Annotated in this window: 11 protein-coding genes and 1 pseudogene; 6 read left to right on the plus strand and 6 right to left on the minus strand. The window is 70.3% G+C overall.

Going from position 1 to position 15,455, the window contains the following annotated elements; all coding sequences use genetic code 11:
• Positions 1–46: 46 nt before the first annotated feature.
• Positions 47–1,387, plus strand: coding sequence for an MFS transporter (locus tag FNH24_RS30285; RefSeq protein ID WP_246187155.1), 1,341 nt, complete (start codon positions 47–49; stop codon positions 1,385–1,387).
• A gap of 158 nt (positions 1,388–1,545) precedes the next feature.
• On the opposite strand, the gene FNH24_RS30290 is transcribed toward FNH24_RS30285, so the two are convergent.
• Positions 1,546–4,878: a phosphodiester glycosidase family protein gene (locus FNH24_RS30290; protein WP_152365987.1), complete on the minus strand. Its 3,333-nt coding sequence runs from the start codon at positions 4,876–4,878 to the stop codon at positions 1,546–1,548.
• A 100-nt stretch (positions 4,879–4,978) separates the two neighbouring features.
• The gene (locus tag FNH24_RS30295; protein WP_152365988.1) at positions 4,979–7,177 is read right to left on the minus strand and encodes a MinD/ParA family ATP-binding protein; all 2,199 of its coding nucleotides are present in this window, start codon (positions 7,175–7,177) and stop codon (positions 4,979–4,981) included.
• A gap of 199 nt (positions 7,178–7,376) precedes the next feature.
• Here FNH24_RS30295 and FNH24_RS30300 point away from each other — a divergent pair, with 199 nt between their 5' ends.
• The 3 genes and pseudogenes from FNH24_RS30300 to FNH24_RS32750 all read left to right on the plus strand — a co-directional run.
• The gene (locus FNH24_RS30300) at positions 7,377–7,889 is read left to right on the plus strand and encodes an O-acetyl-ADP-ribose deacetylase (RefSeq protein WP_152365989.1); all 513 of its coding nucleotides are present in this window, start codon (positions 7,377–7,379) and stop codon (positions 7,887–7,889) included.
• 2 nt (positions 7,890–7,891) lie between these two features.
• Positions 7,892–8,272 carry a YccF domain-containing protein gene (locus tag FNH24_RS30305; RefSeq protein WP_152365990.1) on the plus strand — a complete coding sequence of 127 codons (381 nt, stop codon included), beginning with the start codon at positions 7,892–7,894 and terminating at the stop codon, positions 8,270–8,272.
• 42 nt (positions 8,273–8,314) lie between these two features.
• Positions 8,315–8,524 (plus strand): annotated as a pseudogene (locus tag FNH24_RS32750) (NUDIX hydrolase); the annotation flags it as partial.
• Between the two features lie 664 nt (positions 8,525–9,188).
• Here FNH24_RS32750 and FNH24_RS30315 read toward each other — a convergent pair.
• The 3 genes from FNH24_RS30315 to FNH24_RS30325 form a co-directional block, all read right to left on the minus strand.
• Complete coding sequence (locus FNH24_RS30315) at positions 9,189–10,172, minus strand: hypothetical protein (RefSeq protein WP_152365991.1); 984 nt, start codon at positions 10,170–10,172, stop codon at positions 9,189–9,191.
• Positions 10,173–10,265: 93 nt separating this feature from the next.
• Positions 10,266–11,222 carry a DNA polymerase domain-containing protein gene (locus tag FNH24_RS30320; RefSeq protein ID WP_217428641.1) on the minus strand — a complete coding sequence of 319 codons (957 nt, stop codon included), beginning with the start codon at positions 11,220–11,222 and terminating at the stop codon, positions 10,266–10,268.
• Positions 11,223–11,232: 10 nt separating this feature from the next.
• Positions 11,233–12,099: an exodeoxyribonuclease III gene (locus tag FNH24_RS30325; RefSeq protein WP_152365992.1), complete on the minus strand. Its 867-nt coding sequence runs from the start codon at positions 12,097–12,099 to the stop codon at positions 11,233–11,235.
• Positions 12,100–12,209: 110 nt separating this feature from the next.
• Between FNH24_RS30325 and FNH24_RS30330 the strand changes: the two genes are divergently transcribed.
• Both FNH24_RS30330 and FNH24_RS30335 read left to right on the plus strand, forming a co-directional pair.
• A complete protein-coding gene (locus FNH24_RS30330; RefSeq protein WP_152365993.1) occupies positions 12,210–13,901 on the plus strand; it encodes a hypothetical protein in 1,692 nt (563 codons plus the stop codon).
• A 40-nt stretch (positions 13,902–13,941) separates the two neighbouring features.
• Positions 13,942–14,391, plus strand: coding sequence for a hypothetical protein (locus tag FNH24_RS30335; protein WP_152365994.1), 450 nt, complete (start codon positions 13,942–13,944; stop codon positions 14,389–14,391).
• Here FNH24_RS30335 and FNH24_RS30340 read toward each other — a convergent pair whose 3' ends face one another.
• Positions 14,392–15,129 carry a M15 family metallopeptidase gene (locus FNH24_RS30340; RefSeq protein WP_152365995.1) on the minus strand — a complete coding sequence of 246 codons (738 nt, stop codon included), beginning with the start codon at positions 15,127–15,129 and terminating at the stop codon, positions 14,392–14,394.
• Between the last annotated feature and the right edge of the window lie 326 nt (positions 15,130–15,455).

Below are 15,455 nucleotides of genomic sequence, written 5' to 3' on the forward strand. Positions count from 1 at the left end.
ACTCAGTTCTGACAAGTCGGCAGAAGGGCGTGGCAGAGTGTCGGGCGTGGCTGAGGACGTGCGGGATTCTGCCGGGGAGATCAGGCCGGAGTCGATGGGGCGGGTGGCGGTGGCCAGCTTCATCGGCACCACGATCGAGTTCTTCGACTTCTACGCGTACGGTCTGGCCGCGGCGCTGGTGCTGAACAAGGCGTTCTTCCCCGAGCTGGATCCGGTCACCGGCACCCTGGCGGCGTTCTCCACCTATGCGGTCGCCTTCGTGTCCCGGCCCCTCGGTGCCGCCCTGTTCGGCCACTTCGGCGACCGGGTCGGCCGGAAGACCATCCTGATCGTCTCGCTGTTGCTGATGGGCGGCAGCACGTTCCTGGTCGGTCTGCTGCCCGGATACGCCAGCTGGGGCATCGCCGCGCCGGTGGTGCTGGTCGTGCTCCGGTTCATCCAGGGGATCGGGCTGGGCGGCGAGTGGGGCGGTGCGGCGTTGCTGGCCACCGAGCACGCGCCGCCGGGCAAGCGCGGGTTCTACGCGATGTTCCCGCAACTCGGCCCGGCGGTCGGCTTCATCCTGGCCAACCTCAGCTTCCTCGGCGCCCGGCTGGCGATGCCGCAGGACCAGTTCGTCGCGTGGGGCTGGCGGATCCCGTTCATCGCCTCGGCGGTGCTGATCTTGATCGGCCTCTACATCCGGGTCCGGATCGCGGAAACGCCGGTGTTCCGGCGCGCCCTGGCCCGGCAGGAGGCCGCCTCGACGGTCAACCGGGTGCCGCTGCTCCGGCTGTTCCGGGCCCAGCCCGGCGCGCTGCTGCTCGGTGCGGGCGTGATGATGATCCAGTACACGCTCTTCTACACCTCGACCACCTATCTGCTCAGCTACGGCACCAGGATCCTCGGCATCGGCGAGATCACGATGTTGGTGATCGTGCTACTCGCGGTGGTGGTGCTCGGCCTGGCCACCGCGGCATCCTCGATCCTGTCCGACCGGGTGGGCCGGCGCCGGCTGCTGGTCATCTCGGCCGCGGTCGCGATCGGCTGGGCGCTGCTGATCTTCCCGCTGGTCGACAGCGGCAACCTGTTCCTGGTCTGGCTGGCGCTGGCCGGCTGCCTGTGCCTGATGGGCCTGTCGTTCGGGCCGATGGGTGCGTTCCTGCCGGAGCTGTTCCCGACCCGCTACCGCTACAGCGGCGCCGCGCTCTCGTACAGCCTCGGTGGGGTGCTCGGCGGTGCGCTGCCGCCGATCATCGCCGTCCAGTTGCAGGCCAATCTCGGATCGTGGTCGATCGGGATCTACATCGCGATCGTCGCGGTGATCTCGCTCGGATCCGTCCTGGCGTTGCCGGAGACCCGGGAGGTCGATCTGGACGCCGAAGTCGCGGATGAGAAATTCCGCTAACGATCTTGCGCGCTGGAATTCGCGAGTACTCTGGGCCATTGGATGCGGGGTCGACCGCATGACCCGCAGCGTGCCGGTCCCCCGCATCCTTTCAACGTTTCAATGCTGTGGAATCCCCGACCGGCCGACGTGATGATCTTGGTCGTCACGGCCCAGGGTCAGTCGACGGAGATGGTCTGCCTGGCGGTGACGCCATTGACGATCACCTCGAGCTCGGCCAGGCCGGGCCGGAGAGCGGTCAACTCGCCGGTGCCGGGGTCGTAGGCGAGGGTGGCGCGCGGATCCGGTCGCTGCCGCTCCGGGTCGCCGATCCAGACCCCGGCGCCGCCCCACCGGGCGCTGACCGGCCAGCTCACCGGGACCTCGCGGTCCCCGTCCTGGATGATCTTCGCTGTGGCGGGCTGGACCCCGCCGACCACCATCGCGGTCGGCGCGGACAGGAAGATGTCGTCGACCCGGACCAAGGTCTCGACCCGAAGCCAGTCCAGCCTGCTCCGGTCGGCCGAGATCTTGCCCTGCTCGGGGTCGACGCCGAGCATCGACCAGCCGGTGAATCCACCCTCGTCGGGGGCGCCGGACGGGCTCTTGCCCGAGTTGCCGTTGATCACCCGGGAGACTCCGCCCGAGGCCTCGGCGAAGAAGGTCCCGACGTGCCCGTTGACCAGCGCCACCGACTTGCCGTGGTCGGCCTGGAAGTCGGCCAGCACCCGGTCCAGGGCGGCGGCCTCGTAGCGGTCGCCGAGCTGGCTGGCCTTGTCCGGGTGCGGGTCGTCGATCGGGTGGTGCTGGAACACCAGCACGCCGGTGAGCTCCGGGTCGGCGGCCGCGGCGGAGAGCTGACTCTCCAGCATCCGCAACTGGTCGGTGCTGCCGCCGGGGTGCAGGTGGCCGCTGCTCGAGTTCAGGGTGATGATCTTGGTCCGGCCGAGATCGCGCTGCGTCGCCGCGGCGCCGAAGATCGACTCGAAGTTGCCGATCGGGCCGCCCATGATCTCGTGATTTCCCGGTACGTAGACGTACGGCAGCTTGCCGCCGACCTCCTCGTCCAGGATCCGCTTGGCCAGCTGGAAGTCGATCATGGCCGCCTCGTCGACGAAGTCGCCGTTGATCACCAGCAGATCCGGCTTGGCCGCGACGATCTCGCGCAGGGTCCGCCGGGCGGCCGCGACCAGCTCGCTGTCCGGATCCCGGCCGACGAACTGGCTGTCACTCATCACCGCGATCCGCTGCGGCCGGTCGGCGACCGAGCCCTGGCTGATGATCACCGGATCGAGCAGCTCCGGCTGCTCCGGTAGCTGCACCTCGGGCGGCACCTGCGCGACCAGGCCGGCGATCTCCAGCCGGTCGGTGTAGCTGGCGTCGGAGCGGATCTCCATGAACCGCAACGCGGTCAGCGTGAGCGGGAACTTGGTCCCCGCCGGCACCGGGAAGCGCACCTGGCGCCAGCCGGTCCAGTCGATGTTGGGGCCGTCCAGGTTGGTCGAGGTGCCGTCGCCGCGGGTGATCTGGATCCGCGGCCACTCGCCCTTCCCGGTCCCGTTGATCCACAGGGTCAACGCCTGCGGCTGGCCGGCGATCGCGATCGGCTGCACCGGCACCGCGTACATGCCGCGAGTCGCTGTGGTCTGGGTGAAGTCGAAGTCCAGGCCGAGCGCCGGACCGCCGTCCGGGCCGGTGGCGGCGGACAGGCTCCCGGTCGCCCGGGCGGTCTCCACCTTCCAGTCGGCCGGGTCGGCGAAGTCGGCCAGCGGAGTCTCGGTGTGACCGATCGTGATCGGCACGGTGACGCGGTGGTCCTGCACGGTGAAGGTCACGCTCGAGGCGCCGGTCGTGATCGTCGGGGTCACGGTGAACCGGCCGACCGCGCCGGGCACCACCTCGGCACCGGCGGCGGCGTCGATCGTCACGTCGGCGGCCTCGACCGGCACCCGGTGCCCGTCCGCGTCGACGGCGGTCAGGGTGAGGGTCGCGGTCGCGTCGGCGTCGGGCAGCGCGACGATCGGGCTGGACGGTTCCAGCCGGGTCATCGGCCCGTGCACCCGGATCGGGATCTCGGCCTTGCCCTGCCGGGCCTGGTAGCTGACCGTGCCGGTGCCGCGCCGGTGGCCGACCACGATCGCCTCGGTCTTGACCCGGCTGGAGGCCAGCCCGACGACGCCGCCCGGCCGGGCCTGGAAGTGCCCGGTCACCGGAGCGGCCGCCAGATTGCCGTCCAGGCCGGTGCCGACGACGGTACGGCTCAGTCCGGGCAGCAGGTCGTACGCCTCGGGCCGGGCCAGTCCGGCCGCGGGCTCGAGCGCCGGCCGCAGCGCGACGTCCTTGACCGGCGTGGCCGGGGCGGTGGAGCGGAACACCAGGGCGTTGGCGTCGGCCCGTTCCTGGCCGTCCGACGGCCGGTTGATCACGGTCCGCTCCTTCGTCCCGGCCGGCCGGGCCACCAGGGTGGTGGACCCGCCGCCGTCGAGGTTGATCGCGTTCCAGGCGCCGAGGTCCTGCATCAGCCGGGCCAGTTCGGCGATCGTCATGCCGTGCGCGTCGCCCTGCCGGCCGTCGATGCTGACCACGCTGAGGCTGCTGCCGTCCTTGCTGATCCCGATCGCGGTGCGGGCCGCGGCCACCTGGTCCTGGTCGGTGGGCTTGCCGTCCTCGAGCAGCCGCTGGTCGCCGCCGACGGCGAGATCCACGTCCGCGTCGGCCCGGACGATGAGGTCGGCCTCGTCCCCGACCTCCGCGCCGGCCAGCAGCTCGGTCCCCCGGCCGCGGGCGACCAGCGCCGAACCGCCCGCCGGCAGCTCGAGCGGCCGGTCGAGCACCGACCGGTCGGTGCTGCTGGCGGTGATCTTGCCGTCGACCACGGTGAGGACCCGGACCGGCTCGCCCGCCGGGATCAGCCGGCCGACCGGGAACGTGCCCCAAAGCCGGTTGAACAGCCCGACCGAGTCGGCGGCGAAGCTCGGCGAGTTGACCGAGCGGACCTGCTGGATGATGCCGTTGATCTCGACCGTGGCGTCCGACATCAGCTCGCGTACCGCCGCCTTGCCGTCGGTCAGGGTGAACGCCTGCCGGGCCTCGGCGGCGGCCGTCCGCAGGCCGCCGGTGGGCGAGATGTTCGTGCCGATCGGCGCCTCGGACCGGTTCAGGTCGAAGTAGTCGCCGTTGACCGCGGCAACGGCCCGGCCCGCCGCAGCGAACTCGCTGACCGTCGCCTTGGAGGCGGAGACGGTGCCGCCGTCCTCGACGTCGAGCGACAGCGTCGGCACCGACAGATCGGCCGTCAGCACGGAGCCGGTCACCCAGCCGCCGGGCTGCAGCCGCTGGAACGAGGTCAGGTCCAGGCCCGGCGCGACCCGCACCTCACGCTGCTGCAGCAGCGTGGAGCCGGCGCCGGACAGCTCCGGGCCGGTGGGCGGCTCGGCGTACGCGATCGTGCCGGACACCAGCGACAATCCGGTCAGCACGGCCAGCAGGCCGGCTAGGACACGACGAGCCATGATCCCCCTCAGCGGTGTTCTCCGGGCTCAGCGGACCACGACTCTGCCACCAATTGCCAGGTTGTGCTGAATCCGGGGTGAATTCTCACCCACCGAAGGATCAGAGGCCGTCCGCGATCGCCGCCGTGACGTGCACCCAGGCCTCCCGGGTCTCCGGGTGCAGGTTGTCGATCTCGATCGTGCCGCCCTCGACCAGCGTCGGGTCGTGTGGGACGTCAAGCACCGCCCTGGTCAGCCGGCCGAAGTGATCATGCAACCGCCGGGACAGGCCCTCCTCGGGTTCCCGGGCCGGCGCGGACAGCACCGTGACCGCGTGCTCGACCTTGTGCTCCATGCCACGGGAGCGCAACCCGTCGATCAGCCAGGCCGCCGAGCTGGCCGTGTCCTCGCGCACGCTGCTGCTGATCACCAGCATGTCGGCGGCCTCGACCGCGGCGATCCAGTTCGAGGCCCGCATGTTGTTGCCGGTGTCGATGATCAACAACCGGTAGAACCGGGACAGCGTCTGGTGCAGCCGGTCGAACGCCTCCCCGTCCAGGGTCGCGGAGCGGGCCGCGTCCTCGTCGGAGGCGAGTACGTCGAACTGGGCCGTGCCCTGGGTCCGGACATAGTTGTCCAGGTCGCCCACCCGGGCCCGGTCGACGGCCTGGAACCGTTCCAGGTCGGCCAGCAGGTCGACCGCGGTGTTGGTGTGCCGGGCCGGGATCGAACGCCAGCCGAGAGTGCCGCGGGTCTCGTTGTTGTCCCAGGCCAGCGTGTAGCCGCCGCGGAACAGGCCGAACGTCGCCCCGATCAGATAGCAGGTCGTGGTCTTGCACGCCCCGCCCTTCGGGTTGACCACGGCGATCGTCTTCGGGCCGGACAGCGACCGCTGGATCGCGGACACGTCGGCCCGGTGCTGCATCTCGGCCTGGGACGGACGGAACTTGACCGCGCCGAAGGTGGCTTTGCGGAGAGCGCCGCGAACGCCCCACTCGGCCGGGCCGGCCTTGGGCTTCGGCCGGGTCTTCAGCAGGTCGTCCAGGGTCGGCTTGCGGAAGGGCTCCTCACCGGGCGGCTGGACCTGGAGCACGTCGGACGGCGGCGGCTCGTGCCGGCCGTCGCCAGGATCCTGCTCCGCGCCCGGCTGGCCCGGCGGGGTCTCGTCCAGGGCGCGATGCGGTGCCGTGCCCGGCCCGCCGGCCGCGGGCTGCGGCATCCGACCGGAACTCGGCGGCGGAGCCGCGGGACCAGGTTGCCGGCGGTGGGCGTCGAGCGCCTGCTGGGCCGAGTACGGCTGCGGCACGGGCGAGGCCGGCTGCTGCGGCTCACCCCAGGGCTGTCCGTACGCCGGGCCGGACTGCGGCGAGCCGGCCGACTGGTCCAGCGGCGGATGCTGCGGGGTGGACGGACGCAGTGCACCGGGGTCCTGCGGCGCCGTGGGTGTCCAGGACGATCCGCTGCCGGGCCAGGAGGTCGGTTGCGTGCCCGCTCCCGTGGCGGCGGACGGCGCGGTCGGCGACGGCTGCGAGGCCGAGGCCGGCTGCGGCACCGCCGACGACGACGAGAGCGGCACCGCCGAGGACTGGGTGGCGGGCTGCGAGGGCTGCGTGACCGGCTGCGCCGGAGCGGCCGACGACCGATTCGGTGCCGGGTAGTCGCTCGGGTCGGTCGGGCTGAGGTTGCCGAGCATGCCGAGCGATCGGTGGTCGGCGGGCCGGGTTCGCTCCGCCGCCTGGCTGTGGTCCGCCGGTTGGCTGTGATCCGGCCCCTCGTCGTCGGGACTGGCGTCGATCGCGGCCGACCAGGGCGTCGAGTCCGCGTCATCGGCGCTCGTGGCCGGGCCCTGCTCCGGCGCCTGGTACTCCTGTGGTGCCTGATGCTGTTGGAACGGATCCTGGCCGTACGACTCCGAGCCGAACGGGTTCGCGGCCGGCGGATTCGAGGCCGGATGGTGCGCGAACGGATTGTGACCGGGCGGGTTCGGGGCCGGCTGCTGCGCCGCCGGGTCCGGCGGGAATCCAGCCGCCCCGCCCTGGGCCGGATCGAAGGACTGGGACGGGCGGATCGAGCGATCCTCGAAGACCTGCCCGTTGGCGTGCACGATCAGCCACCAGCGACCGGCCGGCTCGGACGTGGTCAGCCGCACCGGGTGGCCGGCGATCACCGCCCGCTGCCGGGCCCGCTCCAGGATCTGCTGCCGGACCGAATCCTCGTCGGCCGCCCGGATCTCCTGGGTCACGCCGTCGACCGTCACCGCGGCCGTCCCGTCGGCGCGGACCTCTGCATACAGGGTCGGGTCCTGGTGCCGCTCGGTCATCGTCGGTTCCTCCTGACTCGGCCGGGAAGTGCAGGCGTCGGGTCAATTCTGCTGGCTCCGCCGCTCAAGTCACGCCTCCGGGTCTTGGTTACCCTCAATGCCCACTCCCTGAATCGCCCGCATGGCCCCGCCGGACCCGATCCTATCCAGCCGACTCGGGTCGAGCCGGTGATGCACGCTGCACTTCTACACTGGCCCGGTGACGATCGAGTGCCGGCAGGGTGACCTCGCCAAGGTCGCCGCAGACGCCATCGTCAACGCCGCGAACTCGTCCCTGCTCGGCGGGGCCGGGGTCGACGGTGCCATCCACCGCGGCGGCGGGCCCGAGATCCTGGCCGCCTGCAAGGAACTGCGGGCGACCCGCTATCCCGACGGGCTGCCGGCCGGCGCGGCCGTCGCGACCACCGCCGGCCGACTGGCCGCCCGCTGGGTCATCCACACCGTCGGCCCGGTGCACTCCCGCGCCGAGGACCGCTCCGAGTTGCTCGCCGCCTGCTACACGTCATCACTGCGGGTGGCCGACGAGCTCGGCGCCCGCTCGATCGCGTTCCCGGCGATCTCGACCGGCCTCTACGCCTGGCCGAAGGAGGACGCCGCCCGGATCGCCCTCCGCGCCGTCCGCGAGGCGACGACCGCGGTGCAGGCGATCATCTTCGTCCTGTACGGCGAGGACAGTTACCGTGCGTTTCGTACCGTCGCCGAGGAAGGATGATCATGAAGACGATCTTGAACGTGATCTGGTTCGTGCTCTCGGGAGTCTGGCTGTTCCTCGGCTACCTGATCGCCGGGGTGATCTGCTGCATCCTGATCGTCACGATCCCCTGGGGCATCGCCTCGTTCCGGCTGGCCAACTATGCCGCCTGGCCGTTCGGCCGAGAAGTGATCAACAAGCCCCGTAGCGGTTGCCTGACCTTGATCGGCAACATCATCTGGCTGATCGTCGCCGGCTGGTGGATGGCACTGCTGCACGTGATCACCGGCGTGCTGCTCTGCATCACGATCATCGGCATCCCCCTCGGCGTCGCCAACTTCAAGATGATCGGCATCTGCCTCGTCCCCCTGGGCAAGGAGATCGTGCCCAAGGGTCAGGCCTGATCTTGACCACCGCCCCCGAAGCCTGGCGCACCAGGTGAGGAGCCCGAAGCCGCCGCCGCTCGGGAACTGCTCGAAGAGACCGACCACGCGGCGGCCGAGCTGGTCGATCTTGGTTGGTGCTGGGCGAACTGGGCCAACCAGACCAACCAGGTGCATCACTTCCTCGCGAAAGACTGCCGGCAGATCGCTGCGCCGCCCCGGATCCGACCGAACAGATCGCGGTCCGATCCATCGACCTCGACGACCTCCTGACAGGCCCGCCCCTGCTGCGAAACAGCTACCACCTGGTCACCCTGTCGCTCGCCCGACCACTGCTGACCGCGTACACCGGCCCGTAGCGCCAGACCAAGGCCCGCTTGTTCCGTTCCCTGAGCCTGTCGAAGGGCAAGCCAGGCCCGTGCGCCCTCCTGGGGGTTTCGGCCTGTCGGCCGGAAAGACGCGCCAAGGACGGGTGGGTTGGAGCGGTCGGACCGGAATCGCGGCCGGCCACCGGTCCGGCGCTGGGATCGGATGCACTCCGCGAGTGGTCACTTTGGGCGCGGATCCTCGCCTGGCAGCTGCCCAAACTGACCACTCGACGCAAACCGGCAGCGATCTCGGTTGCGGATCGGCGCCGACGCGCCGAGTGTGACCTTATCGACGCGGATTCGACGATTTCAGGTCGATAAGGTCACTCTCGACGCAAGCTCGGCCACGCACCGTGCCGACTCAACGCCCGCAGCAGAACGCGAGCGGGCGAACCGGAGCCGACCAGCACCCGAACCCGCCCCCTCTTGGCGCCAAGAAAGTCCCCGAAGACTCAACCGGCAGCGATGATCGTCCTGAGCCCGTCGAGCGGCAAACCCCGAGCTCAGCGGTGGTTCCGGGCCCAGGGAACGGGGCACCCAGATCTGCAGCCCGACCGAACCGGTGGTGGTCAGGTGATCATGGTCGGATCCGGCTGGGTCACGGCGCGGCGGCAGTGTCGGATCGCCAGGGCGAGGAGCAGGAGGGCGCCGGCGGCGAAGATCGCGTTGCCGAGCAGGGCCGTCGGGCCGCCGGTGCCGACCGTCGGGCTGGCGCCGAAGGCGTGCCAGGCGTAGCTGAGCAGGGCTCCGCCGGCCAGGGCCAGTTTGTGCTGCGGGCCCCACGAGCGCCCACGGGACCACAGTCGGACCAGCATGATCATCGCCGCGAACAAGGCGAGGAAGATGATCACGGCCAGCCAGCCCAGGCCTCGACCGGCGGCCGAGAACCAGACGAAGAACGAGCAGGCGATCAGCGACACGAGCCCGACCAGCCAGGCGTTCGGCGGTGCCGCCGCCGGCCCGGAGACGTTCGTCGGCCGGCGCCCGATCACGAAGGCCGCGAGGACGAGCACGACGACGGCGGCCGCGGCCAGGGCCAGTTGGGCCGGCGTCGCGGTGAACCCCGAGGTCGAGACGGCGAAGATCACGTTCACCGCGACCCCGGCCAGATACAGCGCAGCCACGACGCCGAGGCCGAGGCGGCCCAGCCACGGCTTCCGGTCGCCGGCGAAGGTCTCCACCAGCACGATCGGCACGGCGATGCTCCACACCGTGTGCAGCGTGATCACATAGATCGTCCACCAGGCACCGATGCCGAGGGCCGGGACGTAGGCGGTGTCGAGCAGCCGCAGACCCACGTAGTCGGGGTTGAACAACGACTGGGTGGCCAGGCCCTCTTCGACGATGCCGTACGCGGCGGCGAGCAGCAGGATTGTCGGCCAGCCGCGGCCGGCCCGGCGGGCGATCTCGCGGATCAACAGGGCTCCGCCTCCGTAGAGCGGAGCCAGGAAGAGGAGGGCACCGAACTCGACGATGGAGACGTTGCCCAGAAGGTATTCGGCCACCAACGGGGCGAGCAGGAACAGGCCCAGGGCCGGCAGGATTCGTTTCACGGTTTCATGATCACCCGCAACCGGCGGGCGACCACAGATCGTCCGTCATGATCCTGTCGTGACAAATGTCAGCGCGGCAGCGATCCAGCAAGATCATTCCCCGCCCTTGGCCTCCTTCGCCCGCTTGCGTCGCTTGCCCTCGTGCATCGCCTGCACTCGGGCGATCGGGATGGCGTGGCCCTCGTCGACCAGATCGGCCGGCAGGGCCTGGGGATCGGGCATCGCGTCGGCCCACGGGTCGCCGGTGAGCTCGAGGGTCGACTTGATGGTGAAGTCGGCCGGCGTCACGTCGTCGAGGTCGGCCCAGGCCACCGGGAACGAGACCGTGGCACCCGGCCGGATCCTGGGACTGTAGGCGGCGACGACGGTCGCGCCGCCGGCCCGGGTCGAGTCCAGGAACACCTTGCCGCCGCGATCTTCCTTGATGTAGGCCGTCGTCGCCACGTCCGGGCCGAGCTTCTCGGCCCGAGCCGCGAGGGCGCGGGTCGCCGCGGCGACCTCCTCGATCGAATCGGTTCCGTCGAGCGGCACCATGATGTGCACGCCCTTGGAGCCGCTGGTCTTGATCGCGCCGCTGAGCCCGGAGTCCTGCAACGCCTGCTCGACCAGGCGCGCGGTCCTGATCACCACGTCGAAGCCGGAGCCCTCCGGCGGGTCGAGGTCCATGATCAGATGGGTCTGTCGGTCCGGCCGGGACAGCGCGGTCAGAGTCGGGTGATACTCGACCGCGCGCTGGTTGCCGAACCAGAGCAGGGTCCGGCGATCATCACAGAGGGCGTACGCCACGTCCCGGTGCGACGACTCCGCCCACACGGTCACCGTCTTCACCCAGTCCGGGGTGTATTTCGGCACGTTCTTCTGCATGAACGGCTGCTGCCCCGGCCGGACCCGGACCACCGACAGCGGCCGGTCCCGGAGCTCGGGCAGGATCCGGTCCCGGCCGGCGTCGAGATAGTCGATCAGATCCCGCTTGGTCGCGTCCGCGCCGGTGAACAGCGGCTGATCAAGATTGGTCAGCCCGACTCCGTCGCGCTCCTCCTCAGCCGCCATGATCACGCTCCTATTTCTTGGCCTGGGGCAGTTTCTTGGTGCCACGGCGAGCGGCCGGAGCCGACGGCGGCGGCACGACCGGACCGATGTCGCCGTCCGGCGCCTCGTCGAGATCGATGATCACCGGAGCATGATCACTCGGCCCGGTCCCCTTGCGGGCCTTGCGATCCACCCAGGCCGCCTTGACCCGGTCCGCCACCGGATCGCTGGCCAGGACGAGGTCGATCCGCATCCCGAGGTCCTGGTGAAACATGCCGGCCCGGTAGTCCCAGTAGCTGAACACCCGCTCGGTCGGCCAGCGGTCACGGACGACGTCGTGCAGGCCGATCGACTGCAACTCGGCCAGCGCCGCCCGCTCCGGCTCGGTGACATGGGTCTGCCCGACGTAGGCGTCCGGATCGAACACGTCGGCATCGGTCGGCGCGATGTTCATGTCGCCGCAGACGATCCGCGACTCCGGCCCGGCGTCGACCTGCCGCTTCAGCGCAGCCAACCACTCCAGCTTGTACCGGTAGTGATCGGAATCGGGCTCCCGCCCGTTCGGCACGTACAGGCCGTGGATCCGTACCCCAGCGCAGGTTGCGGCGATCGCCCGAGCCTCCTGATGCGGGAAGCCGGGCCCGTCCGGGATGCCGCGGACGACATCCTCCAGGCCGACCCGGGACAGGATCGCGACGCCGTTCCACTGGGTCTCACCATGCGCCGCGACCTGGTAGCCGCGATCCGTCAGCTCCGCGTCCAGCAACGCCCCGAAGGCGTCGTCGGCCAGCTTGGTCTCCTGCAGGCAGACCACGTCGGGCCGGCGTTCATCCAGCCACGGCAGCAGCCGCGGCAGCCGCTGCTTGACCGAGTTCACATTCCAGGTGGCGACACGCACCGGACCACCGTAGCCGGTACCGTCCGCGGCGGCGGCAGATCCGTTGACATGGAAAGCTGTTTCAGATGATCCTTCGAGCCTGACCGCAGGCCTTGCGAAGGAGCCCGATCATGCCGTCACATTCCGCACCGATCCGCCGCCGTCTCCGGACCCTCGGCGCCGGTGCCGTCGCGCTCGCCCTGCTCGGCCCGCTGCTGGCGGGCGCCGGCTCGGCCGCGGCCCAGCCCGGCGGAGCCGACGTCGGCAGTCTCACCGTGACCGCCCCGCGGACGATCTGGAATCCGACCGGGTTCGCCTCGTTCCCGAGCCTGTACGACACGTCGCGGACCAACGCCAACGGCAGCCGGGAGTCCCGGCTGATGATCAGTTACGGCACCTCCAACGACGTCTTCGGCAACTCGACGGTGTTGATCGAATCGGGCGACGGCGGCGACACCTGGGCCGAGCGAGCGATCTGCGATCGGGAGACGACGCCGTGCCGGACCGCCGGCGTGGTCAACGCCGTCCGGCTGGCCGATGCCGAGCACACGGTCGTCACCGTCGACTACGAGCCGCTGGTCAACTCCGGCGCCCCGGAGGATCCCGACCCGAGCACCCCGGTCAACGAGGGCAATCTTTGGTTCCGCCGCTGGCACGTCGCCGACCAGGGCTGGCAGCAGCAGTCGCCCGCCAAGACCGACCTGTGGCCGGGCGTCCTCTGGCTCCGATTCCAGCGCGGACTGCTGCTGCTCGACGACGCCCGGACCATCGTCGGCACGGTCTACGGCGCCGACGGCACCGGCAACTTCGTCGCGCTGGTCCGCAGCACCGATGGCGGCGCCACCTGGACCAGCGGCGCGGTGCTGGCCCGCGGGGCCACGTTCAGCGAGGCCAACCTCGCCTTCACCGCCGACGACCGGCTGATGGTCTGGATGCGGCGCGACGTCAAGGACGACTGGACTCCCGACCTCTACTACAGCCATTCGACCACGGCCGACGGCTCGGGCACCTGGTCGACCCCGGTCCGACTGGACGGCAACACCGGCAACTCACCCGGATCGATGCTGCTCGGCAACGGCACCGGCCTGCAGGGCTCGGGGCGGCCGGGCAACGTGCTGCGGGTCAAGTATTCGGGCGAGTCCGGCGCGGGCGGCTGGGTGGGCAACCTCAATGTGTACGACAACCGGCCCACCGCCGGCCGTGGGCTGGGCGGCCGGCCGCTGGCGATCTCCGGGTCCAGCGCGACCATCGGCCTGGCTCCGCTGTCGGCCGACACCGCCCTGGTGATCGGCGACAACTGCGCCGCCAACTGGGGTTGCCCGGCGTCGGCGACCGGCTATCCGTACGGGAATGATCATTTTCTCTGGGCCCTGACCGCGAAGGTCGATCCCGGCCGGCCGACGCTCGACCTGAAGGCACTGTTTCAACAGGGCCGACTCGACGTGCTCGATGACGAGGCCCTCGCGACCTATGGCGCGGCCGGCTCACCGCGGCAGTCACTGCTCGCGTACGCCTTCGACGGTGATGTCCGCAACGACTCCTCGGTGGTGACCGCCGATCGCTCGCTCGCGTTGGACCTGGGCCAGGAGTATGCGATCGCCGGGATCGGGGCGGTGGCCCGGCTCCGCGGCGCCCGTGATCTGGTCGTCCAGACCTCGGTCGACGGGATCAACTGGCAGACCCCGACCCGGTCGCCGCGGGACGGCATCGTGCGCCCGTTCCGGACCCCGGTCACGGCCCGGTATCTCCGGCTCACCGACCCCAACACCGGCGGCTCGGCCGAGGCCTTCCTGAACGAGTTGCAGGTCTACCCCGCCAGATGATCACGCCGACAGTGTCAGTGGTCGGCGCGAGACTCGGCTCATGACCACTTCGTCGAGCCCCACGGCGTCGGCCCTCGGGGCGCAGCTCGAACAATTCTTCGCCGACGCCGGCGGCCGCGTCGCTGCCCGCACCAGGGCCCGGTACGAGCGGGTGCACGCGCGCCTGCTCCGATTCCTGGAGGAGGTCGACGTCACCGACCTGCTCGGCTCCGAACCGCAGGCCGTGCTGGCGATGGAGCGTCAGTTCGGCCGGACCGGGGCATTTCAACGACTGCACGATCCGGAGGAATTCGTCTGCTGCCTGCCGGTCTTCCTCTCGCCCGACTGGCTGCTGCCCGACCCGGCCGACGCGCGCAGTCAGGTCGTCCTGACCGAGCGCCTGACCCGCCAGATCTACAGCATCTACCGCTACCGCCTGCGCACCTGCAGCTGCACGTTCAACAACGTCTACACCGCCGCGACGACGGCCCGGCGGCGCTTCGGTCCTTGATCAACAATTGGGGGCGGACCATGACCGCGAAGCCTTGTTGCCGAAGTGCACGTGATCATTGTGCCCCGGGTAGCCCGGGCCGAGCAGCTCCTCGAAGCCGGCCGACTTGCCCGCGTTCCACAAGGTGCACTGGGCCGGATTGTTCAGGCCGAGATCAGCCGCCTGCCCGTACATGTGCAGGCTGGTCGAGGAACCACCGGAGGCGTTGTTGCAGGACACACTGCGGAAGCCGGAGGTGACGTTGAGCGCTCGATCACCGAGCTTGCGCCGCATCGCCTCGAGCTGCCACATGATCCGCTTGATGTTCTCCTTCGCCGTGGCCTCGGAGACCTTGCCACCGAGGTAGTTGTTGGCCCCGCAATTGTTGTCGAACTCCGAGTAGGCGAAGTGGATCGGCGTGCAGTCGTTGTCCTGCAGCTCATAGATCTTGGTGTACGTCGCCGAGTCGGCGACTCCGGTCTGCGGCAGCCCGTAGCCGGCCTGGAACCGCTTGACCGCCGCCGCCGTCGCCGGCCCGAAGTCCCCGTCGAGCGCCAGGTTCTCCCCCGAGCTGACCCAGCCGGCGACCCGGATCTGCAGCTGAGTCACGTCGGCCCCGTTGGCGCCCTGCTGCAGGGTCCGTTCCCAGGTGTAACAGCCGTCCGCGGCGGCGCGGTCCGGGGCGAGAACCTGCACCGTCACCGTGCCGACCAGCGCCAGTGCCAGGGCGGAGACAACGCAGAGAATTCGTCGAAACATCGCAGTCCTCCATCGCGTCGATGGTGAGGATCGCAGTGTGTCAGGAGCCAACATGAAACGTCAATGGATGGTGAGAAGATCACCCGGCTTTCAAGAGCAGCGGCATCCCGCGGTGGGGTCTGGGGGATAGGTGCGCGGGCAACCATCCGCCCGCGAGCAAGTGTGGGAGCCGCTGCCGCGGTACAGCGTTCGCGGGCTCCCGCCAGGCCCGTCCACGCCCGCGCACCTATCCCCCAGACCCCACCGCTCCCTTTGGCTCCCGCATATGTTTACCGCCTCAGCCGAGCGCCGGTCTGATCATGTCGACTGCCACAACGGAGCGGTTG

The organism is Microlunatus speluncae (assembly GCF_009299835.1).
In the GTDB taxonomy this organism is placed as follows: domain Bacteria; phylum Actinomycetota; class Actinomycetes; order Propionibacteriales; family Propionibacteriaceae; genus Microlunatus; species Microlunatus speluncae.

Bases quoted from the DNA above. Each gene is read 5' to 3' on its own strand.
- FNH24_RS30330 (WP_152365993.1), top strand. From the start codon at position 12,210: ATGCCGTCACATTCCGCACCGATCCGCCGCCGTCTCCGGACCCTCGGC.
- FNH24_RS30335 (WP_152365994.1), top strand. From the start codon at position 13,942: ATGACCACTTCGTCGAGCCCCACGGCGTCGGCCCTCGGGGCGCAGCTC.
- FNH24_RS30295 (WP_152365988.1), bottom strand. From the start codon at position 7,177: ATGACCGAGCGGCACCAGGACCCGACCCTGTATGCAGAGGTCCGCGCC.
- FNH24_RS30340 (WP_152365995.1), bottom strand. From the start codon at position 15,129: ATGTTTCGACGAATTCTCTGCGTTGTCTCCGCCCTGGCACTGGCGCTG.
- FNH24_RS30305 (WP_152365990.1), top strand. From the start codon at position 7,892: ATGAAGACGATCTTGAACGTGATCTGGTTCGTGCTCTCGGGAGTCTGG.
- FNH24_RS30290 (WP_152365987.1), bottom strand. From the start codon at position 4,878: ATGGCTCGTCGTGTCCTAGCCGGCCTGCTGGCCGTGCTGACCGGATTG.
- FNH24_RS30320 (WP_217428641.1), bottom strand. From the start codon at position 11,222: ATGGCGGCTGAGGAGGAGCGCGACGGAGTCGGGCTGACCAATCTTGAT.